Here is a 23117-nt window from a genome sequence, read left to right as displayed (position 1 = left end):
GGGCCGGAGGGCCGCCCGGTGAAGGCGGAGCCTGCAACGCTCGGCTTCGCCGCGCAGGTGGTTGCCTGGCAGAAGACCCACGGCCGCAGCGAACTGCCCTGGCAGAACACCCGGGATCCCTACCGCGTCTGGCTGTCGGAGGTGATGCTGCAGCAGACCCAAGTCAGCACGGTGCTGGGCTACTTCGCGCGCTTTCTCGAACGCTTTCCCGACGTGGCCGCGCTGGCCGCGGGCAGCGAGGACGAGGTCTTCGGCCTCTGGAGCGGGCTGGGCTACTACAGCCGCGCGCGCAACATGCACCGCTGCGCGCAGGAGGTGGTGGCGCGCTTCGGCGGCGCCTTTCCGCGCAGCGCGGCCGAACTCACGACCCTGCCGGGCATCGGCCGCTCCACCGCCTCGGCCATCGCGGCCTTTTGTTTCGGCGAGCGGGTGGCGATCCTCGACGGCAACGTCAAGCGCGTGCTCACGCGGCTGCTGGGCTTCGGCGGCGACCTGTCCTCCGGCGCCCAGGAGCGCGCGCTGTGGGACCTCGCGACGCAACTGCTGCCGCCGGCCGACCAGCCGGCCGACATCGCGCGCTACACCCAGGGCGTGATGGACCTGGGCGCCACGGTCTGCCTGCCGCGCCGCCCGAGCTGCATGATCTGCCCGGTGGGCGCGCTGTGCGTGGCGCGGCGCGAGGGCGAGCCCGAGCGCTACCCGGTCAAGACGCGCAAGCTGCGCCGGACCTCGCAGTCGCTGTGGATGCTGCAGGCCAACGACGGCGCCGACCGGGTCTGGCTCGAGAAGCGCCCGGCGCGCGGCATCTGGGCCGGCCTCTACAGCCTGCCGGTGTTTGACAGCCGCGAAGCCCTGCTGGCGGCGCTGTCGCCGGCCGAGCGTGCGTCGGTGGTCGATGCGCCGGCCTTCCTCCATGTGCTGACGCACAAGGACCTGCACCTGCACCCGGTGCGGATTGCGAGCGAGGGCCGCTCGCTGGGCGACACCGGCGCCTGGTTCGCCGCCGAGGCGTGGACCGCGCTGGGCCTGCCGGCGCCGGTGCGCAAGCTGCTGGCGCAGCAGCAACCCGTATTCGACGCGAGCTAGCTAGTTCCCGTCCAGCTCGCGGTGCCGCTTGAGCGCGGCCCAGCGTGCGCTGAAGCTTCGCGCCAGCTGCTCGACCAGGAACACCGAGCGGTGTTGGCCGCCGGTGCAGCCGATGGCCACCGTGACATAGCTGCGGTGGTCTTGCGCCAGCGCGTCGAGCCAGCGTTCGAGGAATTGCGTGATGTCGCCGAACATGCGGCCGACGTCGTCGTGCTCGCGCAGCCATTCGATCACCGCGGTGTCGCGGCCGGTCAGTGGTCGCAGCGCGGGCACGTAATGCGGGTTGGGCAGCATGCGCACGTCGAACACGTAGTCGGCGTCCAGCGGCACGCCGCGCTTGAAGGCGAAGGATTCGAACACCAGCGTCAGCGTGCTCTGCGGCGCCGAGATCAGTGCCTTGACGTAGCTCTGCAGCTGGGCCGGCCGGATGATGCTGGTGTCGATCACGTCGGCGCCGTCGCGCAGGTCGGCCAGCAGCTCGCGCTCGAGGTCGATGGCCTGCACCAGCACGCGCTGCTGCTCGGGCGCGTCGCCGCGTTCCTCCTGGCGCGACAGCGGATGGCGCCGGCGCGTCTCGGAATAGCGGCGCACCAGCGCGTCGGTGGTGGCGTCGAGGAACAGCGAACGCAGGGCCACGCCGTCGTGACGCAGCCGTTCGAGCTGCTGAGGCACCTGCGGCAGCGAGACGCCGCTGCGCACGTCCATCGCGATCGCGACGTGCGTCGCGCGCTGCTGGCGCTGCAGCGCGATGAAGGGCGCCATCAGTTCCGGCGGCAGGTTGTCGACGCAGTAATAGCCCGCGTCTTCCAGCGCATGCAGCGCCACCGACTTGCCCGAGCCGGACATGCCGGTGATCAGCACCAGGTTGAATTCGGCGTCGGTGGTGTCGTCGGTCATGGAAATGGGTGTTGCCGTGCTGTCGTTCATGCCGCCCCCACGCTCTGTCGCTCGAGCATCTCGCGCGCATGGGCCAGCGAGGTCGCCGAGCTGCGTTCGCCGCCCAGCATGCGTGCGATCTCGCGCGTGCGCGCTTCGGCGGCCAGCGTGCTGACGCCGCTCTCGGTGCGCGGGCCGCCCGCGCCGTCGGCCGGGGCTGCGCGCTTGGCCACCAGCAGGTGGTGGTCGGCGCAGGCCGCGACCTGCGGCAGGTGCGTCACGGCCAGCACCTGCCGGTCGCGTCCCAGCTGCTGCATCAGGCGGCCGACCGTTTCGGCCACCGCGCCGCCAACGCCGGCATCGACCTCGTCGAAGATCAGCGTCTGCGCGGTGCCGAGCTCGCTGGTCGTGACCGCGATGGCCAGCGCCACGCGCGAGAGTTCGCCGCCCGAGGCCACCTTGCCGATCGGGCGGGGCGTGCTGCCCGGATGGCCGGCGACCAGGAAGGCCACTTCCTCGAGCCCGGCGCGGCCCGGTTGCGCGAGCGGCTGCAAGGTGACGTCGAAGCGCCCGCCCTGCATGCCCAGGCCCTGCATCGCCTGCGTCACGGCCTGCGCCAGTTTCGGCGCGGCCTGCTTGCGCGCCTTGCCCAGGGCCTTGGCTTCCTTCATGTAGACCTGCTGCGCGGCCTGCTCGGCGCGCTCGAGGCCCTCGAGGTCGCTCTGCGCGTCCAGCGCCTTCAGCTCGGTCTGCCAGCTCGCGAGCAGCCCGGGCAGTTCGACCGGCGTGCGCTTGTAGCGGCGCGCCAGCGACATCCACAGGCCCATGCGCTCGTCGAGGTCGGCCAGGTGCCGCGGGTCGGTGTCGGTGTGGCGCAGGTAGCCGTGCAGCGAATGGGCCGCGTCCGCGGCCTGGGCCACGCTCGAGGCCAGCACTTCCGCCAGGGCCTTGAATTCGGGTTCGATGTGTTCGCAGTCCTGCAGCAATGTCAGCGCGCGGTTCAGCGCCACCAGCGCGCCCTGGTCCTCGTCCTCGAGGGCCGCGCGCGCGCCGCCGGCGGCATCGATCAAGGCCTGGGCGTTCGAGGCGCGGCTGTGGCTGGCCGACAGCTCGTCCCATTCGTCGGCGCCGGGCGCCAGCTTCTGCACTTCGGCGATCTGCCATTGCAGCCGCTCGCGTTCGCGCTGCAGCGAGTCCTGCGCCGAACGGGCCGTGGCCAGCGTGCCCAGCGCCTGGCGCCAGCTTTGCCAGGCGGCGTCGAGCGCGTCGGCGCGCACGCCGGCGTAGGCGTCGAGCAGGCCGCGCACCGCGTCGGGTCGGGTCAGGCTCTGCCAGGCGTGCTGGCCGTGGATGTCGAGCAGGTGGTCGCCGAGTTCGCGCAACTGGGTCGCAGTGGCCGGGCTGCCGTTGATCCAGCCGCGGCTGCGGCCCTGCAGGTCGACCGTGCGGCGCAGCAGCAGCGCGTCGCCGGCCTCGAAGCCGCCTTCGTCGAGCCAATCGGCGAGGGCCGGGTCGGCATCGAATTCGGCGCTGACGTCGAGGCGCTCGGCGCCTTCGCGCACCGCGCCGGCATCGGCACGGTTGCCCAGCGCCAGTTGCAGCGCGTCGATCAGGATGGATTTGCCGGCGCCGGTCTCGCCGGTCAGCACGGTGAAGCCCGAGGACAGGTCGATCTCGAGGGCGCGCACGATCACGAAGTCGCGCAGCGCGATGCGTCGCAGAGCCATCAGCGGTCCAGGTGAAGCGGCGCGCGGGCGCGCGGGGTGGCGGGGGTCATCAGGAACCTCCTTCGTTCCAGTGCAGTTTCTTGCGCAGCGTGTCGAAATAGCTCCAGCCCCGGGGGTGCAGGAAGCGCACGTGGTAGTCGGAACGGCGCACCACGACCCGGTCGCCGATCTCGACCGAGGCCAGCGACTGCATGTCGAAATTGGCGCTGGCGTCGCGGCCCGAGACGAGCTCGATCGAGATCTCGTCGGCGTCGGGCAGCAGGATCGGCCGGTTCGACAGCGTGTGCGGCGCGATCGGCACCAGCACCCAGCCCGGGATCGAGGGGTGCAGCAGCGGGCCGCCGGCCGAGAGCGAGTAGGCGGTCGAGCCGGTGGGCGACGCGATGATCAGGCCGTCCGCGCGCTGGTTGGCCACGAAATGGTTGCCCACCGAGACCCGCAGCTCGACCATGCCGGAGGTGGCGCCGCGGTTGACCACCACGTCGTTCATCGCGAGCGCGTCGAACACGCAGGCGCCTTCGCGGATCACCTGGGCATGCAGCAGGCTGCGGTGGTCTTCCTCGTACTCGCCGGCCAGCATGGGCACCAGCGTGTCGCGGTAGTTGTCGAGCGGGATGTCGGTGATGAAGCCCAGCCGGCCGCGGTTGATGCCGATCAGCGGCACGCCGTAGGGCGCCAGCTGCCGCGCGATGCCGAGCATGGTGCCGTCGCCGCCGACCACCAGGCCCAGGTCGCACTGCTCGCCGATCTCCTCGACGCTCAGGGCGCTGTAGCGGCCGTGCGTGATCTCGCCGGCCGTGCAGCGCTCGACCGACACCCGGCAACCCTGCGATTCGAGGAAGGCGCCGATGTCTTCCATCACGTCGTCCGGTGCGCCGGCCGGCGTCCCGCGGCCGGGCGCCTGGTATTTGCCAATGAGGGCGACATGCCGGAAACGGGAGGTCATCAACAAATTACAACACTAAAATCAGACGATGCTGGACGACCGCGCCAAGTTGCTTCTCAAGACGCTTGTCGAGCGCTATATCTCCGACGGGCAACCCGTCGGCTCGCGCACGCTCTCGCACGCCTCGGGGCTGGAGCTGTCGCCCGCGACCATCCGCAACGTGATGTCCGACCTCGAGATGCTCGGCCTCATCACAAGCCCCCACACGTCGGCCGGTCGTATTCCCACGGCGCGTGGCTACCGGCTGTTCGTCGACACCATGCTGACCGCGCAGCGCGAGCAGCTGCCCGCCCAGAGCCTGGCGCCCGACCAGCCGCAGAAGGTGATCGCCAACGCGGCCCACCTGCTGTCGAGCCTGTCGCAGTTCGTCGGCGTGGTGCTGGCGCCGCGCCGGACCTCGGTGTTCAAGCAGATCGAATTCCTGCGCCTGTCCGACAAGCGGCTGCTGGTGATCATCGTCTCGCCCGACGGCGACGTGCAGAACCGGGTGATCTTCCCCGACACCGAGTACTCGCAGTCGCAGCTGGTCGAGGCCGCGAACTACATCAACGCGCACTATGCGGGCCTGACGATCGAGCAGGTGCGCGACCGGCTGCAGTCCGAGGTCGAGAAGCTGCGCGGCGAGATCGCCTCGCTGATGCAGGCCGCGATGCAGGCCAGTTCCGAGGTCATGACCGAGTCGCAGGACGACGTGGTGGTGTCCGGCGAGCGCAACCTGCTGGCCGTGACCGATTTCTCCAGCGATATGGGCCAGCTGCGGCGCGCCTTCGACCTGTTCGAGCAGAAGGCGCAGCTGATGCGGCTGCTCGACGTCTCGAGCAAGGCCGAGGGGGTGCGCATCTTCATCGGCGGCGAGAGCCAGGTCGTGCCCTTCGAGGAGCTGTCGGTGGTGAGCGCCAATTACGAGGTCGACGGGCAGGTGGTCGGCACGCTGGGCGTGATCGGCCCGACCCGCATGCACTACGACCGGATGATCCAGATCGTCGACATCACCTCGCGGCTGGTGAGCAATGCGCTGAGCCACCGCAAACCCTGAGCCCCGCTCCACTAGAATTCGCCCCGCGTGGGCCGTTAGCTCAGTTGGTTAGAGCAGCGGACTCATAATCCGTTGGTCGAGTGTTCAAGCCACTCACGGCCTACCATTTCTCCGCGCAGCTGTTGAACCGCGCGCTATCGAATGCGAAGCGCGCCGTGCCGCTCAGCCGGCCGGGGATTCGCCCCGGACCGCGGGCGGCACCGCACCCGCTTCCTCGTCATGGATCGGCGCATAGCCCGGCCCGAAGGACACATCGCCCAGCCGCCAGCCGGCCGGCCGGCGGAACGCCCCCCAGAAGCGCTTGAGCGTGTGCCACTGCATCGCCACCAGGCCACGCTCGTTGTCGGCGTCCACCACCGGGTCGCTCACGCCCGTGGGCCGCAGCGGCGCGCCGTAGAGGGCGGTGCCGAAGAGGCGGTCCCAGACCGACAGCACCTGGCCGAAGTTGCAGTTGTGCAGCGTCGGGCGCTCGGGGTCGCGCAGCATGTGGTGCAGCCGGTGGAAGCGCGGGCCGACCAGCAGGCGTTCGCCCAGCCAGCCGACACGGCCCAGCCGCAGGCGCACGTTGGCATGGGAGAAGTTCTGGACCAGTTCGCTCAGCAGCCCCAGCAAGGCGAACTCGGAGGGCTCCACGCCCAGCGCCAGGCCCACCGTGGCCAGCAGCACCGACTGCAGCATGCCGTCGAGGTAGCTGCCGCGGTCGTTGCTCCAGCAGCTCATCTGGCGCTGGCTGTGGTGCATGCTGTGCAGCGCCCACCACCAGGGAATGGCGTGCTGGGCCCGGTGCATCCAGTAGTAGAAGCCGTCGTAGACCACGTAGTAGACGAGGAACATCGCGATCGGATGGTCCGCGAACCACGGGAACCAGTGCTTGAGCCCGCTAGCCTCGGCCGTGGCGGGGCCGCCGCCCAGCAAGTGGGCGAAGGGCATCAGCACCAGGAAGCTGAACAGCGGGAACAGGCCCAGCAGCATCAGCAGCGTGTAGTGGCGGTCGACTGTGGTCAGGCGACGGTCCTGCCAGCGCTCGGCCGGCAGCAGGCTCTCCAGCGGACGGAAGATGCCGGCGATGATGAAGAGCTGCAGCGCCGCGATCAGCAGGGCCGCGGCGATCTCTCGCGGGTCGCCCGCCTTCTCGCCGATGTGCAGCAGCGTCAGCGCGGGGGCGACCAGATGGCTGCTGGTCCAGGAAACGGCATCCGACCAAAGCAGGGGCAGGGACAGCATGGTGGTGGAAAGACGGGACGAGCCCACCATTCTGTCACCGCCCCTGGAAATTCGAAGCAGGGCGCGGCCATTCCCGCTGCCGCCCTCCGCTCGCTCAGTTCGCCTTGGGCAGGGCGTAGGCGACGATGTAGTCGCCGCGGTCCGGCGAGCCGCGCGTGCCGCCCACCGACACCACCACGAACTGGCGCTTGCTGGCCGGCGACACGTAGGTCAGCGGCGTGGCTTGGGCACCCACGGGCAGGCGCGCCTTCCAGAGTTCGTCGCCGTTCGATGCGTCCAGCGCGCGCAGGAAGTAGTCCTGGGTGCCGGCGAAGAACACCAGGCCGCCCTCCGTGGTGGTCGGGCCGCCCAGCGTGGGCATGCCGATCGGCATCGACAGGCCGGTGCGCAGGCCCAGCGGGCCGGTGTCCTTCACCGTGCCCATGGGCACCTGCCAGACGATCTGGCGCGTGTTGAGGTCGATGGCGGTCATCGCGCCGTAGGGCGGCATGTGGCAGGGCACGCCGAGCACCGACATGAACATGTTCTTGTCGGCGCCGTAGGGCGTGCCCGTCTGGGTCGCGAGGCCGGCATGGCCGTCGGCGCCGCCCTTGCGCGCGGCGATGCGGCGCTCGGTCTCGTCGCGCGGGATCAGCTGCACCACCTGCGGCACGCGCATGTCGTTCACGATCAGCAGGCCGTTGCGTTCGTCGATGGACGAGCTGCCCCAGTTCATGCCGCCGTAGAAGCCGGGGTACTGCAGGCTCTTGGTCAGGCCGGGCGGGGTGAACTCGCCTTCGTAGCGCAGCTGCTTGAACGCGATGCGGCACAGCAGCTGGTCGAAGGGCGTGGTGCCCCACATGTCGGCTTCGGTGAGCTTGTTGGCGCCGATGGTGGGCATGCCGACCGAGTAGGGCTGCGTGGGCGACAGGTGGTCACCCTCGGCCGCGCCCTGGGGCACGGGCTTTTCCTGCACCTCGGCGATGGGCGTGCCGTCGCGGCGGTCGAGCATGAAGATCTGGCCGCGCTTGGTGGTCTGGATCAGTGCGGGCACCGTGCCGCCGTCCTTGCCGCGCACGTCGTAGAGCGCGGGTTGCGAGGGCACGTCGTAGTCCCAGAGGTCGTGGTGCGCGGTCTGGAATTTCCAGCGTTCGCGGCCGGTGCGGATGTCGAGCGCGACCACGGCCGCCGAATACTCTTCGGCGGCCTTGCTGCGCGTGCCGCCCCAGAAGTCGGGCGTGGCGTTGCCGGTGGGCAGGTAGACCAGGCCCAGCTTGTCGTCGAAGGCCGGGGTGGACCAGACGTTCGGCGTGCCGCGGGTGTAGCTCTCGCCGGCCGGCGGTTCACCGGTGAGGGCCGGGTTGCCCATGTCCCAGGCCCAAACCAATGCGCCGGTGTGGGCGCTGAAGGCGCGCACCACACCCGAGGGCTCGCCGAGCGCGACGTTGTCCCAGACCCAGCCGCCGACGATCACCAGGTCGCGCATCACGGTGGGCGCGGAGGTCTGGAAGTAGAAGCCCGGATCGACCTGGCCCATGCCGGCCTTGAGGTCGACCGAGCCGTTGGTGCCGAAGCCCGCGCAGGGCGTGCCGGTCTTGGCATCGACCTGCATCAGCCGGCTGTCGATGGTGGTCATCACGATGCGCTGGGCGCAGCTGCCGTCGGCCGGTGGCGCGACAGGCGCGGGCGCGGTGTTGCCGGCCGCGGGCACGGCCGTCGCGGGCGTGGCGGCGGCATCGAAGTAGCTCACGCCGCGGCAGCGCTGCCACAGCGGCGACTTGGCCTGCGGGTCGAACTTCCAGCGCTGCGCGCCGGTGTCGGCGTCGAGCGCGAACACCACGTTGTGCGGCGTGCAGGCGTAGACCGTGTCGCCGATCTGGATCGGCGTGTTCTGGTCTTCGCTCGAGCCCTTGGTGTCGCGGCCGGTGCGGAAGGTCCAGGCGACCTGCAGTTGCTGCACGTTGCTCTTGTTGATCTGGTCGAAGGGCGCGAAGCGGGTGCCGTTGGGCGTGCGGCCGTAGTACTGCCAGTCCGCCACGGGCGCGGCGTCGGTGGCCGCGGCGGGCGCCGCTGCCGCGATGCCGCTCGAAGGCCGCGTCACGCCATGCGGCACGAAGGCCAGGCCCAGCGTGCCCAGCAGCGCCACGAACAGCAGGCCGGCCGCGCCGTAGGCGGGCTTGGCGCCGAGCGCGCCGATGCGCGGCGCCAGCAGCAGGCCGAACATGGTCAGCGCGGCGATCACCACCAGGCGCGGGAACAGCTGCCAGTAGTCGAAGCCGACTTCCGCCAGTGCCCAGATCACCGTGGCGATGAACACCAGGCCCAGCCAGGCCAGCGCGGAAGGGCGGCGGCGCGCGTACTGCACACCCGCGAGCAGCAGCAGCACGCCGGCGCCCAGGTAGTACCACGAGCCGCCCAGCGAGGCCAGGCGCGCACCGCCGGCTGCAAAGGCGGCGCCGCACAGCAGCAGCGCGATCCCGAATAGCACGAGCAGCCATCGCGGGCTGCCGGTACGGCGTGAGACAGGGTCATTCATGTTGTTTTCCTATTCGGATGGCAAGAAGCGGCGGCTCTTGCGGGCCACCGCACGGCAGGCAGTCGTCGTTGTGGGGCATGACGCTGCCTTTTGTCCGTGCCGGCACGCAAGGGGCCGGCACGCGGTTTTCGGGTCGACCGTGGAAGGCCCGCATTCAGCCCACAGGGTCCTGCGCCGATGGCGCGCGCATGCCGTTGCGCAGCAGCTGCAGTGAACGGCGCGCGAGCGAGCGGCGTTCGGCCGGCGTGCCGCCACGCAAGCTGGCACCCAGCATCTGGGTGATCAGCTGGATGTCCTGCGGCCGGAAGTCCGCGCGGCACAGGCCGCTGTCGATGGCCCGCTGCAGCGGTGCCTTGAAGATCTGCGCGATGCGCTTGCGGGCCACCAGCACGACTTCGTCGTCGCGGTCCACCACGCGCCAGAAGTCGACCAGCGGCGCCGAGTCCGCGATGTCCATGCCGAAGCGTTCGAGCAGCAGGTACAGCGCGTCGTCCTCGTGCGTCACCGTGGCGGCATGCGCTTCGAGCATGGCCAGCGCCCGGTCGAGCAGCGCGGCCATCAGGGCCGTGCGGTTGGCGAAGTTGCGGTAGAGCGTGGCGCGGCCCAGGCCCGCGCGGGCCACGACTAGATCGAGGGAGGCCGTGACGCCGTGCTCGGAGAACACGGCATCGGCCGCGCTAAGAAGGAGATGCCGGTGCGTGGATGCATCGGCGCGGGGCTTTCGCATGAAGCCCATTATCGGACAGAAGCGTCCGTTTATCTGCTGCGTGGGGGACAGCGATCGATGGGGTGGCGGCCCGTTGCCGGGGCGGGACCTTCGGCGCGCACCGACGGTCCCGGGCCCCGGTCTTCATTCAGTGCGTCGCCGCTTCGACGATGAGTTTCGCGACCGCGTCGGGCTGCGACACCATCACGACGTGCGACGCGCCCTTGATCGCCACCGTCTTCAACGACCCGGCACGTTGGGCCATGAAGGCCTGGGCCGCGGGCGGAATGTTCTTGTCCTGGTCGCCATAGATGAACCACGACGGCACCGACTTCCAGGCTGGCGTGCCCGCGGCTTCGCCCAAGGCGGCCTCGGCGATCGGCCGCTGCGTGGCGGCCATCACCCGGGCCGTGGCGGCGGGCACGTCGGCGGCGAACTGCGTGCGGAACTTGTCCTGCCGGATGTAGAGGTCCTTGCCGCCATCCGCCAGTTCCACCGGCGCTGCCAGCGTCGGGCCGAGCGTGCTGCCGGGGAAGCGACCCGAGAGTTCGATCGGGGTCTCGCCGACGTCGGGAGCGAAGGCCGCGACGAAGACCAGCGCCTTCACGTTGGCCTTGCCATTCGCCGAGGCGGAAATCACGGCGCCCCCGTACGAGTGGCCGACCAGGACCACGGGCCCCTTCACGGCATCCACGATGCCGGCGACGTAGTTCGCGTCGAAGGTCACGCCACGCAGCGGATTGGCGGCGGCGATGACCGGGTAGTGCTGGGCCTGCAGCTTGCGGGTCACGCCGTCCCAGCTTGCCGATTCGGCGAAGGCGCCGTGCACGAGCACGATCGTGGGCTTGGCGGTGGCGGACGCCGGCTGTGCGACCGCGGGGAGGGCGGTCGCCGTCAGTGCGACGATGCCGAGGGCCATGGCGGTGCTGGCGACGCGGCGAGTGAAGGGTCTGATCATGTCGAAATCCTGGGTCGATGAGGGAGGGGGCGCCTTGCCGGGCATGGGCACATGCGCGACGCGACCGGTGGGTTATAGGTTTGCGACACGGCACGTCGCGGGCGCGTGTACATGCGTGTATCCGGCGCTGCCTGGAACACACTAAATTTCATGCGATGCGCGGACGCATCCGCGCCGCCGCGCTCGGCTTCGGCACCGAGCGCAAGAAAAAGTTGATGAGCCGAGGCCCGCCGCCCGAATCGGGCCTGTTTTGCCCCGATAATTCACGCTGTCGTTGGTTGAGTCGTTCAGACGCTTTCAACGATTTCTTGCAAGGTGTCCGGGAGAGAGCAAAAACGGATGCTATAATTGCAAGCTGTGCGGCTGTAGCTCAGTTGGATAGAGTACTTGGCTACGAACCAAGGGGTCGTGGGTTCAATTCCTGCCAGCCGCACCACTCTTCATGATGGCCTAGAAGGTTTTCCTTCTAGGCCATTTTCTTTTGGCGGATCCAGCGCCGCTCCGCTTCCCCCTCGATACCGTTCAGCGCACCGTCGGCGCCAGCACATAGCTGCCGCGGCCGTTCTGCTTGGCCTGGTACATCGCCTTGTCGGCCGCGGCCAGCAGGTCTTCGGGCGTGGCGCCGCCATCGGTGAGCACGATGCCAATCGACACGCCCATGGCCATGTCGGCGTGCCGCAACTGCAGCGGCAGTGCCACCGCATCGATGCATTGCTGGGCCAGCGCGAGCACGGCGTGCTCGGCCGGCTCCGCGAAGTTGGCCGCGATCAGCACGAACTCGTCGCCGCCGATGCGGGCCACCGTGTCGTTGTTCCGCACCAGGCCCATGAGACGGCGCGCCGTCTCGCGCAGCGCCTTGTCGCCGGCCTCGTGGCCGAAGGTGTCGTTGAGCCGCTTGAAGCCGTCGAGGTCGAGGTAGAGCACGGCCACGAGATTGGCCTCGCGTTTCGCGCGGGCCAGCATCTGGTGCAGCCGGTCGTCGAGCAGCTTGCGGTTGGGCAGGCCGGTGAGGGTGTCGTGGTGGGCCAGGCGCCTGAGTTCGGCCTGGTGCTCGACCAGCTTGGCGAGCAAGCGGTTGAAGGCGGTCGTGAGATGGCCGATCTCGTCGTTGCGCACCACCCGCAGCGGTGCCAGTTCGATCTCGCCGCGGGTCATTCGGTCGGCCTGGTGGGCGGCACGCATCAGCGGGCGCAGCAGCCAGGCCATCGCCAGGCCGATGAGCACCAGCACGGTCGCCACCGCCGGCGTGCGCTGTTCGAGGATGAAGCGCTGCATGCGCGCCACCGGTGCCAGCGCCTCGGCCACGGGCAGGCGCGCCACGATGAACCAGCCGCTGCTGGGCACGGACGCGATGGCCGAGAACTCCTCGATGCCCTTGGCGTTGATGGTCCGGCCGCTGCCGCGAAAGCCGTTCATGGCCCGGTCGTGCAGCAGGTTCACGCCCATGGGCGGCGTCGGCGTGAGCGACATGGCGGCATCGGTCGACGCGACGAAGAGCCGCTCGTCCGGCGCGACCACGAGGATGCCGCCGGTCTTGCCCACGCGCCCGGACTGCAGGTGGTCCAGCAGCCCATCGGCCGACATGTCGGCCGTGCCGCGCAGCACGGCCACCACCTGGCCCGCGCGGTCGCGGACGGGCGTGGCCATGGGCAGCGCCGAATGCCGGGTGGCCGGCACCGACCGGGCCCGCCCCAGGGTGGTCTTGCCGGCGCTCGCGCCCTTGAATTCCGCGTCGTCGATGGCGGCCCGGCCGCTCTCGTCGAGCGGCTCGCCCGCCAGGTCGCTGACCGTCAGGCCCAGCGAGAACACCGGGTTGAGGCTGCCGCGCTCGTCGAGCCAGGCGCGCAATTGCCGGGGCTGCGCCAGCAGTTCCGGCGGCACGCTGGCCGCCAGGCGTTCCAGGAAGGACAGCCGTTCGCGCAGGTAGTTGTCGACGTCGCGCGCCACGTAGTCGGCCAGTGCGGTCTGCTGGATCGCGATCGATTCCGCCAGATCCTTGCGCAGGAAGCGGCTGAGCTGGAAGTAGCTGGCGGCGGTGCCCACGGTGGCCATCAGCAGGCCCATCACGACCAGGCGGGTGATCAGGCTGCTGGTTATCTGTTGGAGTTTCACTCGGGCGGCGCGTCGGGGGAACGGGTGAAGGAGGAGCAGGGGCTGTGCGGCGCCCCCTTCCCGAGGCGTCGCGGGTCAGGTCAGGGGGGCGGGTGAAGATACCCCGAAGACGCAAAGATTGCTTGCAGTTTCGGCGCGATCGCGAACGAAGTCCGGCGGCCCGCGACCGGGAGCGCCGGCGAAAGGCGGCACAATCATCGAAACCGCCGCCCGGGGGCGCCCTCCCGGAAGGCGCGGGCCGCTCCGGGCCCGGCGCCACAGCAGCAAGCAAGAAAAGCCCGCAGCGCGCGTTGCGGGCTTTGTCATCTGGAAGCTTCTTCATCGATGAGCAAGGCATTCACCAAGGAATCGGAGTCCGAGGACGACGACGCGGGCGAGACCGGCGGCGTCGCGCCGTTGCCGGCCGGGTCCAAGAACTACATGACGCCTGGCGGCTATGCCCGGTTGCGGGACGAACTGCTGGCGCTGATGGACGTCGAGCGACCCAAGGTGGTGGAGGCCGTGCATTGGGCGGCCAAGAACGGCGACCGGTCCGAGAACGGCGACTACCTCTACGGCAAGAAGCGCCTGCGCGAGATCGACCGCCGGATCCGTTTCCTGACCAAGCGCCTCGAGGTGGCGGAGGTCACCGAACCTTCGGTGCACCATGGCAGCGACCAGGTCTTCTTCGGCGCCACCGTGCGCTACGCCGACGAGGCCTCGGGCGAGGAGCACCGCGTGACCATCCTGGGCATCGACGAGGCCGACAGCGCGCAGTCGCAGGTGAGCTGGATCTCGCCGATCGCGCGCGCGCTGCTGCGCTCGCGCGAGGGCGACGTGGTCAAGCTGGCCACGCCGGGCGGGATGCGGGAACTGGAGATCCTCAGCGTGAGCTACCCGCCGCCGCCCGCCCCGGCGGCCTGAGCAGGCCGCGCCTGACTCAGGTCGCGGGGACCGTGCGCTCGGCGCTCAGCACCGAGGCGCCGCGCCGGACGGTGCGCAGCACCGCCTCGAGGTGCATGCGGTCGCGCACCGAGATCACGAAACGCAGGTCGGTCGAGTCCTGCGGGGTCTCGTCGGCCATCTCGACGTGGGTGATGTCGGCTTCGGCATCGGCCAGCGTGGAGGCCACGCGTGCCAGCACGCCCTTGTCGTTGCGCACGGTGATCACCACGCCGGTCTCGAAGGTGCGCACCGGTTCGTCGGCCCACTCGACCGCGAAGAAGCGCTCGCTGTCCTTGTAGTGCAGGCGCTGGCCGACGCCGCAGTTCTCGGTGTGCACCACCAGCCCTTCGCCATGGCCCAGGTAGCCGACGATCGGGTCGCCCGGGATCGGCCGGCAGCACAGCGCGAAGCGCACCGAGGAGTTCTCGCTGCCGTCGAGCGTGACCGCACCCTGCGACACGCTCTCGTGCGCGGTGAAGCGCTCGCGGCTCAGCATCAGCGCATCGGGTTTCTCGCCGCGCTCGGCCATCAGCGCCATCAGCCGCTTGGCGACGATGCTGGCGATGCGCTTGCCCAGGCCGATGTCGGTCAGCAGTTCGGCGCGGCTGCGGTTGCCGGTGAAGCGCAGCAGCCGCTCCCACAGCGCCTGGTGCTCCGTATCGTCCGCGGGCATCTTGCCCAGGCCCTCGGCGCGCAGCGCCTGCGCCAGCAGTTTCTCGCCCAGGCCCTCGGACTCGGCATGCGCCAGCGTCTTGAGGTAGTGCCGGATCTTCGAGCGCGCGCGCCCGGTGCGCACGAAGCCCAGCCAGGCCGGATTGGGCGTGGAGACCGGTGCCGTGATGACTTCCACCACGTCGCCGTTCTTCAATTCGGTGCGCAGCGGCACCTGGTCGCCGTTGATGCGCGCGGCCGAGGTGTGGTCGCCGATGTTGCTGTGGATCGCATAGGCGAAGTCCACCACCGTGGCGCCGCGCGGCAGCGCCATGATCTGGCTCTTGGGCGTGAACACGTAGACCGCGTCGGGGAACAGGTCGACCTTGACGTGGTCCCAGAACTCGGCCGCGTCGCGGGTCTCGTCCTGGATGTCGAGCAGCGACTGCAGCCACTTGGCGCCGAGCCGGTCGCTGGGCGCGGTGCTGGGTTCGGCCGCCTTGTAGAGCCAGTGCGCGGCCACGCCGGACTCGGCCACCACGTTCATGGCCTCGGTGCGCAGCTGGAACTCGACGTTGACGCTGGCCGGGCCCACCAGCGTGGTGTGCAGCGACTGGTAGCCGTTGAGCTTGGCGATCGCGATGTGATCCTTGAACTTGCCCGGCAGCGGCTTGTACATCTGGTGCAGGATGCCCAGGCCGGTGTAGCAGGCGATCACGTTCGGCAAAATCAGCCGGAAGCCGTAGATGTCGGTGACCTGGGCGAAGCTCAGGTGCTTGTCTTCCATCTTGCGGTAGATGGAATAGAGCGTCTTCTCGCGGCCCGCGAGGCGCAGGCTCATCCCGGCTTCGCCGAAGGCCGCCTCGACCTCCTTCTGCACCTTCTGGATCAGGTCGCGCCGTCGGCCGCGGGCCTTGGCCACCGCCTTGGACAGGATCGCGTAGCGCCACGGCCGCAGGTGGCGGAAGGACAGTTCCTGCAACTCGCGATAGGTCTGGTTCAGGCCCAGCCGGTAGGCGATGGGCGCGTAGATCTCCAGCGTCTCGTTGGAGATGCGGGCCCACTTCTCGCGCGGCGCATCGTCCAGCGTGCGCATGTTGTGCGTGCGGTCGGCCAGCTTGACGAGGATGACGCGCACGTCGCGCGCCATCGCCAGCAGCATCTTGCGGAAGGACTCGGCCTGGTTCTCTTCGCGGGTGTTGAACTGCAGCTTGTCGAGCTTGGTCAGGCCGTCGACCAGTTCGGCCACCGGCGCGCCGAAGCGCTCGATCAGCTCGGACTTGGTGACGCCGCAGTCCTCGATCGCGTCGTGCAGCAGCGCGGCCATGAGCGCCTGGGCGTCGAGCTTCCACTCGGCGCACTGCGCGGCCACCGCGATGGGGTGCGTGATGTAGGGCTCGCCGCTGTTGCGCAGCTGGCCCAGGTGGGCCTCGTCGGCGAAACGGTAGGCGCGCCGGACCAGGTCCGTGTCTTCGGCGTTCAGGTAGTCGAGCCGTGCCGTCAGGGCGGCAAAGCTGGCGGCGGCTGCGTTCAGCGCAGCCGGACTCGGCCGCGGTGTGCTCCGAGGTGCATTGGGTTGGGGCTTGACGACCGCGCTCATTGACAACACTGTAGCGCGCGGTCTGTAACGGCGCGCCCGGGCATAAAAAAAGCACCGCGCGGCGGTGCTTTTCTGTTGCAGGACGGCGTCAAGCTCAGCCCGGCACCTTCTTGAGCATTTCGATACCGATCTTGCCTTCGGCGATCTCGCGCAGCGCGGTCACGGCCGGCTTGTTCTTGCTCTCGATCTTCGGGGCATGGCCCTGGCTCAGCATGCGCGCGCGGTAGGTCGCGGCGAGCACGAGCTGGAAACGGTTGGGGATCTGCAGCAGGCAGTCTTCGACGGTGATGCGGGCCATGAGGATCTTTCGTTGCGGACGGTGGTCGAGATTCAGGGAATGTTGAGCGCGGAAAAGGTGTCTGCACGGGCACGGCGCTGGGCGGAGTAGCGCAGCCGCTGCGCGTGGACGATGGCTTTCAGGTCGAAAAGCGCGCGCTCAAATAACTCGTTGATTATAACGAAATCGAATTCCCGGGTGCGCGCCATCTCTTCGGCGGCGTTCTTCAGCCGCAGTTCGATGACCTCGGCGCTGTCCTCGCCGCGGCGTTCGAGCCGCGAGCGCAGCTCTTCCCAGCTCGGCGGCAGGATGAAGATCAGCACCGCGTTGGCGAAGGTCTTGCGGATCTGCAGCGCGCCCTGGAAGTCGATTTCGAGGATCACGTCGGCCCCTTGGGCGACGCGGTCTTCGATCGCCTTTTTCGAGGTGCCGTAGCGCTGGCCGTGCACGTGGGCCCACTCGACGAAGCCATCGCTCTCGACCATCGCGTCGAATTCCGAGGGCGAGGCGAAGAAGTATTCGCGGCCGTGCTTTTCCTGCCCGCGCGGCGGCCGCGTGGTGTGCGAGACCGACGGTTGCACCGCCGAGTCGAGTTCCATCAGGGCCTTGACCAGGCTCGATTTGCCTGCGCCGCTCGGCGCGGCCACGACGAAGATATTGCCGGGGTAATCCATAAAGTCGTCTGCTTATTCGATGTTCTGAACCTGCTCGCGCATCTGCTCGATCAGCACCTTCATGTCGACGCCGATGCGCGTCAGTTCGAGCGCGGCCGACTTGGAGCCCAGGGTGTTGGCCTCGCGGTGCAGTTCCTGGATCAGGAAGTCCAGCCGCTTGCCGACCTCGCCACCCTTCTTGAGCAGGCGCTCGATCTCGTCGAGGTGCGAGCTCAGCCGGGTGAGTTCCTCGGCCACGTCGATGCGGATGGCGAAGGCGGTGGCCTCGGTCAGCGCGCGGTCCTGGGCGGCTTCGGGCAGGGTGCCGCCCGTGAGGCCCATGGCGTCCTGCCAGCGCTCGAGGAAGCGCGCGCGCTGCTGCTCGACCAGTTGCGGAATCAGCGGCACCGCCTGGGCCGCCAGCTTGCGCAGCTGGCCCAGGTGGTCCTTGAGCATCGCGGCCAGGCGGGCGCCTTCGCGTTCGCGGGCGGCCATCAGGCTCTCGAGCGCCTTCTGCGTGACCTCGAGCAGGTCGGGGCCCCAGTCGCCGCGGGCTGCGGAGTCGCCCGAGGCGAGCCGGATCACATCGGCCACGCTGAGCTCGCGCGCGCTCGGCAGCCAGGCGCGGATGCCGTCCTGCACGCCGTTGAGGCGCTGCAGCAGGCGGGTGGAGGGTTCGGCGATGCCGGCCTGGGCGGTGCTTTCGACCGCGGCGCGCACTTCGACCTTGCCGCGCTTGAGCTTGCCCGTGAGCAGCTCGCGCAGCGCGGTTTCATGCTGGCGCAGCTCTTCCGGCAGCTTGAAGCTGAGGTCCAGGAAACGGCTGTTGACCGAGCGGATTTCGACCCCGAGCCGACCCGCGGCCGGGGGGCGCGCGTCGGTTTCGGGCTGGGTGCCTACCGGGCCGTTCTGGCCGTTGGCATAGCCGGTCATGCTGTAAACTGACATTGCGCCTCACTGTGTTTGTTGCTTGCTCCGAGGCGACGGCATCGCGTTCGCTTGCCGCACCATTGCCTTCGGGCGAAACTCCCGGATTATGTCAAAGGTCAAACCTTCGCCGCTGTTGCCGGACACCGTCATCGGAGGCTATCGCGTCGTGCGCCGTCTTTCGGCCGGCGGTTTCGGGGTGGTTTACCTGGCGGTCGATACCAGCGGCCAGCAGGTGGCGATCAAGGAATACCTGCCCTCGTCCCTGGCCACGCGCGGCACCGGCGAGCTCGCGCCCCAGGTGGCGCCCGACAAGCTCTCGCTCTACCGGCTCGGCCTCAAGAGCTTCTTCGAGGAAGGCCGCTCGCTGGCGCAGATCTCGCACGCCTCGGTGGTGAGCGTGCTCAATTTCTTCCGCGAGAACGAGACCGTCTACATGGTGATGAACTACCTGGAGGGCGCGACCCTGCAGGACTTCATCGTCACGGCGCGCGACCTGAAGAAGCAGAAGGTGTTCCGCGAATCCACGATCCGCTCGCTGTTCGACGAGATCCTGCGCGGCCTGCGCATCGTGCACCAGCACAAGATGCTGCACCTGGACATCAAGCCCGCCAACATCTTCGTGACCGACGACGACCGCGCCGTGATGATCGACTTCGGCGCCGCGCGCGAGGTGCTGTCCAAGGAAGGCAACTTCATCCGCCCGATGTACACGCCCGGCTTCGCGGCGCCCGAGATGTACCGCCGCGATTCGTCGATGGGCCCCTGGACCGACATCTACGCCATCGGCGCCTGCATCTACGCCTGCATGCAGGGCTACCCGCCCAACGACGCGCCGCAGCGCATCGAGAAGGACCGCCTGGGCCTGTCGCTGTCGCGGCTGCGCGGCATCTATTCCGACAACCTGATCGAGGTGGTCGAATGGTGCATGTCGCTCGACCCGCTGTCGCGCCCGCAGTCGGTGTTCGCGCTGCAGAAGGAGCTCAGCCGCGAGGGCGAGCGCCGCTACACCAAGCTCACGGTCAGCGAGAAGGTGCGGCTGTCGATCGACAACATGCGTTCCTCCGACAAGAAGTCGCTGCCCAAGGCCGCGGCACCCACCACGCGGCCGGCATGACGCACACCACGGCATCGCGGGCATGAAGTTCTCCGTCTTCCAGGTCAGCCGCAAGGGCGGCCGCCTCAAGAACGAAGACCGCATGGGCTATTGCTACACGCGCGAATCGGGCCTGTTCGTGCTGGCCGACGGCATGGGCGGCCATCCCGAGGGCGAAGTGGCGGCGCAGATGGCGCTGCAGACCATCGCCGCGCTCTACCAGCGCGAGGCACGGCCGCTGCTCAAGGACGTCAAGGCCTTCCTCAACGCCTCGGTCATGGCCGCGCACCGGCAGATCATGCGTTACGCCGGCACCAAGGCCATGCTCGACACGCCGCGCACGACCGTCGTCGCGGCGGTGCTCCAGGGCAGCACCGCCCATTGGGTGCATTGCGGCGATTCGCGGCTTTATGTGGTGCGCGACGGCATGCTGCTGACCCGCACCCGCGACCATTCGCATGCCGAGCGCCCGCGCCCGGGCGGCGGCCCCGAGCCTGCCAACCGCAACCTGCTGCTGACCTGCCTGGGCTCGCCCACGCCGCCGCTGATCGACGCGGCGCCGCCGCTGCAGCTGCGGCGCGGCGACCGCATCATGCTGTGCTCCGACGGCGTCTGGGGCGTGCTCGACGATGCGACCATCGTGCACATCCTGTCCTCGGGCCGGCCGGTGTCCGATGCCGCCCCCGACCTGGCCGAGATGGCCTTGCGCAAGGGCGGCTCCCACAGCGACAACGTGACGCTGATCGCGCTCGAATGGGAGACCCCGGATTCGCCCGGTGGCGAGCGCGGCGTGTCGACCGACAGCATCAGCGACGGCGTCTTCGCCTCCACCATCCAGGCGGGCATGCCGTCGGACAACGAACTCGACGATCTCGACGAAGACGCGATCGAGCGTTCGATCGCCGAGATCAACGAAGCCATCCGCCGCTCGGCTGCACGAAAGAGCTGATCCGGCGGGCCGACATGAATCCGCCGCGGCCTGCGGCGTCCTTATTTTTTCTTTTTCTTCCGAGTTGAACCACCCATGACTGCTTTCACACGAAGCGGCGGCCGTGCCGCCGACCAGCTGCGCCCGGTGCGCATCACCCGCGGCTTCACCATCCATGCCGAAGGCTCGGTGCTGATCGAGTTCGGCCAGACGCGCGTGCTGTGCACCGCCTCGGTCGAAGAGAAGGTGCCGCCGCACAAGAAGGGCAGCGGCGAAGGCTGGGTCACGGCCGAATACGGCATGCTGCCGCGCGCCACCCACACCCGCAGCAGCCGCGAAGCCGCCAAGGGCAAGCAGACCGGCCGCACGCAGGAGATCCAGCGCCTCATCGGCCGCTCGATGCGCGCGGTGTTCGACCTGGCCGCGCTGGGCGAACGCACCATCCACCTCGACTGCGACGTGCTGCAGGCCGACGGCGGCACCCGCACTGCGGCCATCACCGGCGCCTTCGTGGCCGCGCAGGATGCGGTCAACCAGCTGCTGGCCGCGGGCAAGATCGCCGCCTCGCCGATCCGCGGCCACGTGGCCGCCATCTCGGTGGGCATCGTGCAGGGCACGCCGCTGCTCGACCTCGAGTACACCGAGGACTCGGCCTGCGACACCGACATGAACGTCGTGATGACCGGCGCCGGCCACTTCGTCGAAGTGCAGGGCACGGCCGAGGGCGCGGCCTTCTCGCGCGCCGAGATGGGCCAGCTGCTCGACCTGGCCGAGAAGGGCATCACCGAGCTGGTGGCGCTGCAGCAGCAGGCGCTGGCCACCGCGGCCTGATGCCGTCGACGGTCGCCCCCTCATGAAACTCGTCCTGGCATCGAACAACGCGGGCAAGCTGGCCGAACTGCAGCAGCTGTTCGCACCCCTGAGCGTGCAGCTGGTGCGCCAGTCGGAACTCGGCGTGAGCGAGGCCGAGGAGCCCTTCCGCACCTTCGTCGAGAACGCGCTGGCCAAGGCACGCCATGCGGCGGCCGCCACCGGCCTGCCCGCGATCGCCGACGACGCCGGCCTGTGCGTCAACGCCTTCGGCGGCCTGCCGGGCGTGGACACCGCCTACTACGCGACGCAATTCGGCTACGCCAAGGGCGATGCGAACAACGTGCGCGCGCTGCTCGAGCAGATGGCCACGGTCGACGATCGCCGCGCCGCGCTGGTCAGCACCCTGGTGGCGCTGCGCAGCGCCGACGACCCCGAGCCGCTGATCGCCGTCGGCCGCGCGCCCGGCGAGATCACGCGCGAGCCCATCGGCGACAACGGCTTCGGCTTCGACCCCGTGATGTTCCTGCCGGCCTTCGGCAAGACCTTCGCCCAGCTCACGCCCGAACTCAAGAACGCCAACAGCCACCGCGGCCAGGCCGCGCGCGCGATGCTGGCGCTGATGCGCGAGCGCTGGTCGTGAGCATCCACCTGCCCATCGGCATCGCGACCGAGGACGGCGCGCCGCATGCCAACGACGTGCTGCACCTGATGCGGCCCGGCACGCTGCAGCTGGCCGCGCTGCCGCCGCTGTCGCTGTACGTGCACCTGCCCTGGTGCCTGCGCAAATGCCCTTATTGCGACTTCAACTCGCACGAATGGCGCGCCGGCGGCGAGGCGCTGCCCGAGCTGCGCTACATCGATGCGGTGGTGGCCGACCTCGACGCGGCGCTGCCCCTGATCTGGGGCCGCACGGTCCACACCATCTTCATCGGCGGCGGCACGCCCAGCCTGTTCTCGCCCGAGGCCGTCGACCGGCTGATCGGCGACCTGCGCGCGCGCCTCAAGCTCGCCCCCGATTGCGAGATCACGCTCGAGGCCAACCCCGGCACCTTCGAGCGCGACCGCTTCCGCGCCTACCGCGCGGCCGGCGTCACGCGCCTGTCGGTCGGCGTGCAGAGCTTCAACGACCAGCACCTGCAGGCGCTGGGCCGCGTGCACGACGCGGCCCAGGCCATCGCCGCGGTCGAGGAGGCCGCGAGCGCCTTCGACACCTTCAACCTCGACCTGATGTACGCGCTGCCCGGCCAGAGCCCGGCGCAGTTCGAGGCCGACCTCGAGCAGGCGCTGGCGCTGAACCCGCCGCACCTGTCGGTCTACCACCTGACCATCGAACCCAACACCTACTTCGCGAAGTTCCCGCCGGTGGTGCCCGAGGACGACGCGGCCTACGCGATGCTCGACCGCATCACCGAACGCACCGGCGCGCAGGGCATGACGCGCTACGAGGTCTCGGCCTATGCGCGCGACGGCCACCGTTGCGCGCACAACCTCAACTACTGGCAGTTCGGCGACTACCTGGGCATCGGCGCCGGCGCTCACAGCAAGCTGAGCTTCGCGCACCGTTTGGTGCGCCAGGTGCGCTACCGCGAGCCGCAGCGCTACATGAACCAGGCCCTGGCCGGCGCGGCCGTGGCGCAGAGCGAAGAGGTCGCGATCGCCGACCTGCCCTTCGAGTTCATGCTCAACGCCTTCCGGCTGAAGGAAGGCTTCACGCTGGCGCAGTTCGGCGAACGCACAGGGCTGTCGATCACCAGCATCCAGAAGGGGCTGGAGGAGGCCGAGAAGAAGGGGCTGCTGCAGCGTGACCTGTGGCATGTCTGGCCGACGGAGCGCGGGCTCGATTTCCTCAGCGACCTGCAGAGCATCTTCCTGCCCGACGCCTAGATTTCCGCCGAGTGCCCGGGGCGGGCTTCACGTCAGCATAAAATCGCGGCCTGCCTTCGCCACCCGGAGGCGGCTTCGGAGAGTTGGGTGAGTGGTTTAAACCAGCAGTCTTGAAAACTGCCGACGTGAAAGCGTCCGTGAGTTCGAATCTCACACTCTCCGCCGGAACGGCATCTTT

The 23117-nt window shown here is 69.3% G+C and carries 20 protein-coding genes and 3 tRNA genes; 11 read left to right on the top strand and 12 right to left on the bottom strand.

Annotation, left to right across the window (positions count from 1 at the left end):
• Positions 1-18 precede the first annotated feature (18 nt).
• Positions 19-1086, top strand: a complete 1068-nt coding sequence (gene mutY / locus A9977_RS14125; RefSeq protein WP_310936134.1) for an A/G-specific adenine glycosylase — start codon at positions 19-21, stop codon at positions 1084-1086.
• On the opposite strand, the gene rapZ is transcribed toward mutY, so the two are convergent.
• The 3 genes from rapZ to A9977_RS14110 are packed head-to-tail and all read right to left on the bottom strand — an operon-like array spanning position 1087 to position 4635.
• The gene (rapZ, locus tag A9977_RS14120; protein ID WP_183025470.1) at positions 1087-1983 is read right to left on the bottom strand and encodes an RNase adapter RapZ; all 897 of its coding nucleotides are present in this window, start codon (positions 1981-1983) and stop codon (positions 1087-1089) included.
• Positions 1984-2009: 26 nt separating this feature from the next.
• Positions 2010-3689 carry a DNA repair protein RecN gene (recN, locus tag A9977_RS14115; protein WP_183025469.1) on the bottom strand — a complete coding sequence of 560 codons (1680 nt, stop codon included), beginning with the start codon at positions 3687-3689 and terminating at the stop codon, positions 2010-2012.
• A 49-nt stretch (positions 3690-3738) separates the two neighbouring features.
• A complete protein-coding gene (locus A9977_RS14110; RefSeq protein ID WP_183025468.1) occupies positions 3739-4635 on the bottom strand; it encodes an NAD kinase in 897 nt (298 codons plus the stop codon).
• A 28-nt stretch (positions 4636-4663) separates the two neighbouring features.
• Between A9977_RS14110 and hrcA the strand changes: the two genes are divergently transcribed.
• Positions 4664-5671, top strand: a complete 1008-nt coding sequence (gene hrcA, locus A9977_RS14105) for a heat-inducible transcriptional repressor HrcA (protein ID WP_183025467.1) — start codon at positions 4664-4666, stop codon at positions 5669-5671.
• A 29-nt stretch (positions 5672-5700) separates the two neighbouring features.
• Positions 5701-5777, top strand: a tRNA-Ile gene (locus tag A9977_RS14100).
• Between the two features lie 56 nt (positions 5778-5833).
• On the opposite strand, the gene A9977_RS14095 is transcribed toward A9977_RS14100, so the two are convergent.
• From A9977_RS14095 to A9977_RS14080, 4 genes are all read right to left on the bottom strand, one after another.
• Positions 5834-6895, bottom strand: a complete 1062-nt coding sequence (locus tag A9977_RS14095; RefSeq protein WP_183025466.1) for a sterol desaturase family protein — start codon at positions 6893-6895, stop codon at positions 5834-5836.
• Between the two features lie 94 nt (positions 6896-6989).
• Entirely contained in the window at positions 6990-9410 is a 2421-nt protein-coding gene (locus tag A9977_RS14090) for a membrane-bound PQQ-dependent dehydrogenase, glucose/quinate/shikimate family (protein WP_183025465.1), read from the bottom strand.
• Between the two features lie 154 nt (positions 9411-9564).
• Positions 9565-10137: a TetR/AcrR family transcriptional regulator gene (locus A9977_RS14085; protein ID WP_183025464.1), complete on the bottom strand. Its 573-nt coding sequence runs from the start codon at positions 10135-10137 to the stop codon at positions 9565-9567.
• 127 nt (positions 10138-10264) lie between these two features.
• Entirely contained in the window at positions 10265-11074 is an 810-nt protein-coding gene (locus A9977_RS14080; RefSeq protein ID WP_183025463.1) for an alpha/beta fold hydrolase, read from the bottom strand.
• Positions 11075-11433: 359 nt separating this feature from the next.
• Here A9977_RS14080 and A9977_RS14075 point away from each other — a divergent pair.
• A tRNA-Arg gene (locus A9977_RS14075) sits at positions 11434-11510 on the top strand.
• 86 nt (positions 11511-11596) lie between these two features.
• Here A9977_RS14075 and A9977_RS14070 read toward each other — a convergent pair.
• Positions 11597-13186, bottom strand: coding sequence for a diguanylate cyclase domain-containing protein (locus A9977_RS14070; protein ID WP_310936133.1), 1590 nt, complete (start codon positions 13184-13186; stop codon positions 11597-11599).
• 324 nt (positions 13187-13510) lie between these two features.
• On the opposite strand from A9977_RS14070, the gene greB reads away from it, so the two are divergent.
• Positions 13511-14089 carry a transcription elongation factor GreB gene (gene greB / locus A9977_RS14065; protein WP_183025462.1) on the top strand — a complete coding sequence of 193 codons (579 nt, stop codon included), beginning with the start codon at positions 13511-13513 and terminating at the stop codon, positions 14087-14089.
• Between the two features lie 16 nt (positions 14090-14105).
• Here greB and A9977_RS14060 read toward each other — a convergent pair whose 3' ends face one another.
• From A9977_RS14060 to A9977_RS14045, 4 genes are all read right to left on the bottom strand, one after another.
• Positions 14106-16361 (bottom strand): bifunctional (p)ppGpp synthetase/guanosine-3',5'-bis(diphosphate) 3'-pyrophosphohydrolase, encoded by a 2256-nt coding sequence (locus A9977_RS14060; RefSeq protein WP_183025461.1) that lies wholly within the window; start codon positions 16359-16361, stop codon positions 14106-14108.
• Between the two features lie 94 nt (positions 16362-16455).
• Positions 16456-16659, bottom strand: a complete 204-nt coding sequence (gene rpoZ, locus A9977_RS14055) for a DNA-directed RNA polymerase subunit omega (protein ID WP_021009011.1) — start codon at positions 16657-16659, stop codon at positions 16456-16458.
• 32 nt (positions 16660-16691) lie between these two features.
• Positions 16692-17312 (bottom strand): guanylate kinase, encoded by a 621-nt coding sequence (gmk, locus tag A9977_RS14050; RefSeq protein ID WP_183025460.1) that lies wholly within the window; start codon positions 17310-17312, stop codon positions 16692-16694.
• Positions 17313-17324: 12 nt separating this feature from the next.
• Entirely contained in the window at positions 17325-18239 is a 915-nt protein-coding gene (locus A9977_RS14045) for a YicC/YloC family endoribonuclease (RefSeq protein ID WP_183025459.1), read from the bottom strand.
• An 88-nt stretch (positions 18240-18327) separates the two neighbouring features.
• Between A9977_RS14045 and A9977_RS14040 the strand changes: the two genes are divergently transcribed.
• The 6 genes from A9977_RS14040 to A9977_RS14015 all read left to right on the top strand — a co-directional run bounded on the left by A9977_RS14040 (position 18328) and on the right by A9977_RS14015 (position 23101).
• Complete coding sequence (locus tag A9977_RS14040; protein ID WP_183025458.1) at positions 18328-19335, top strand: serine/threonine-protein kinase; 1008 nt, start codon at positions 18328-18330, stop codon at positions 19333-19335.
• A gap of 22 nt (positions 19336-19357) precedes the next feature.
• Complete coding sequence (locus A9977_RS14035) at positions 19358-20263, top strand: PP2C family serine/threonine-protein phosphatase (protein WP_183025457.1); 906 nt, start codon at positions 19358-19360, stop codon at positions 20261-20263.
• A gap of 75 nt (positions 20264-20338) precedes the next feature.
• Positions 20339-21073, top strand: a complete 735-nt coding sequence (rph, locus tag A9977_RS14030) for a ribonuclease PH (protein WP_183025456.1) — start codon at positions 20339-20341, stop codon at positions 21071-21073.
• A gap of 22 nt (positions 21074-21095) precedes the next feature.
• The gene (gene rdgB / locus A9977_RS14025; RefSeq protein WP_183025455.1) at positions 21096-21695 is read left to right on the top strand and encodes an RdgB/HAM1 family non-canonical purine NTP pyrophosphatase; all 600 of its coding nucleotides are present in this window, start codon (positions 21096-21098) and stop codon (positions 21693-21695) included.
• A 2-nt stretch (positions 21696-21697) separates the two neighbouring features.
• Positions 21698-22939 (top strand): radical SAM family heme chaperone HemW, encoded by a 1242-nt coding sequence (gene hemW / locus A9977_RS14020; protein WP_310936135.1) that lies wholly within the window; start codon positions 21698-21700, stop codon positions 22937-22939.
• Positions 22940-23016: 77 nt separating this feature from the next.
• A tRNA-Ser gene (locus tag A9977_RS14015) sits at positions 23017-23101 on the top strand.
• The last annotated feature ends 16 nt before the right edge of the window (positions 23102-23117 follow it).

It is taken from the genome of Variovorax sp. UMC13 (genome assembly GCF_014170375.1).
Taxonomy (GTDB): domain Bacteria; phylum Pseudomonadota; class Gammaproteobacteria; order Burkholderiales; family Burkholderiaceae_C; genus Variovorax.
This window is presented reverse-complemented; position numbering and strand designations above follow the sequence as displayed.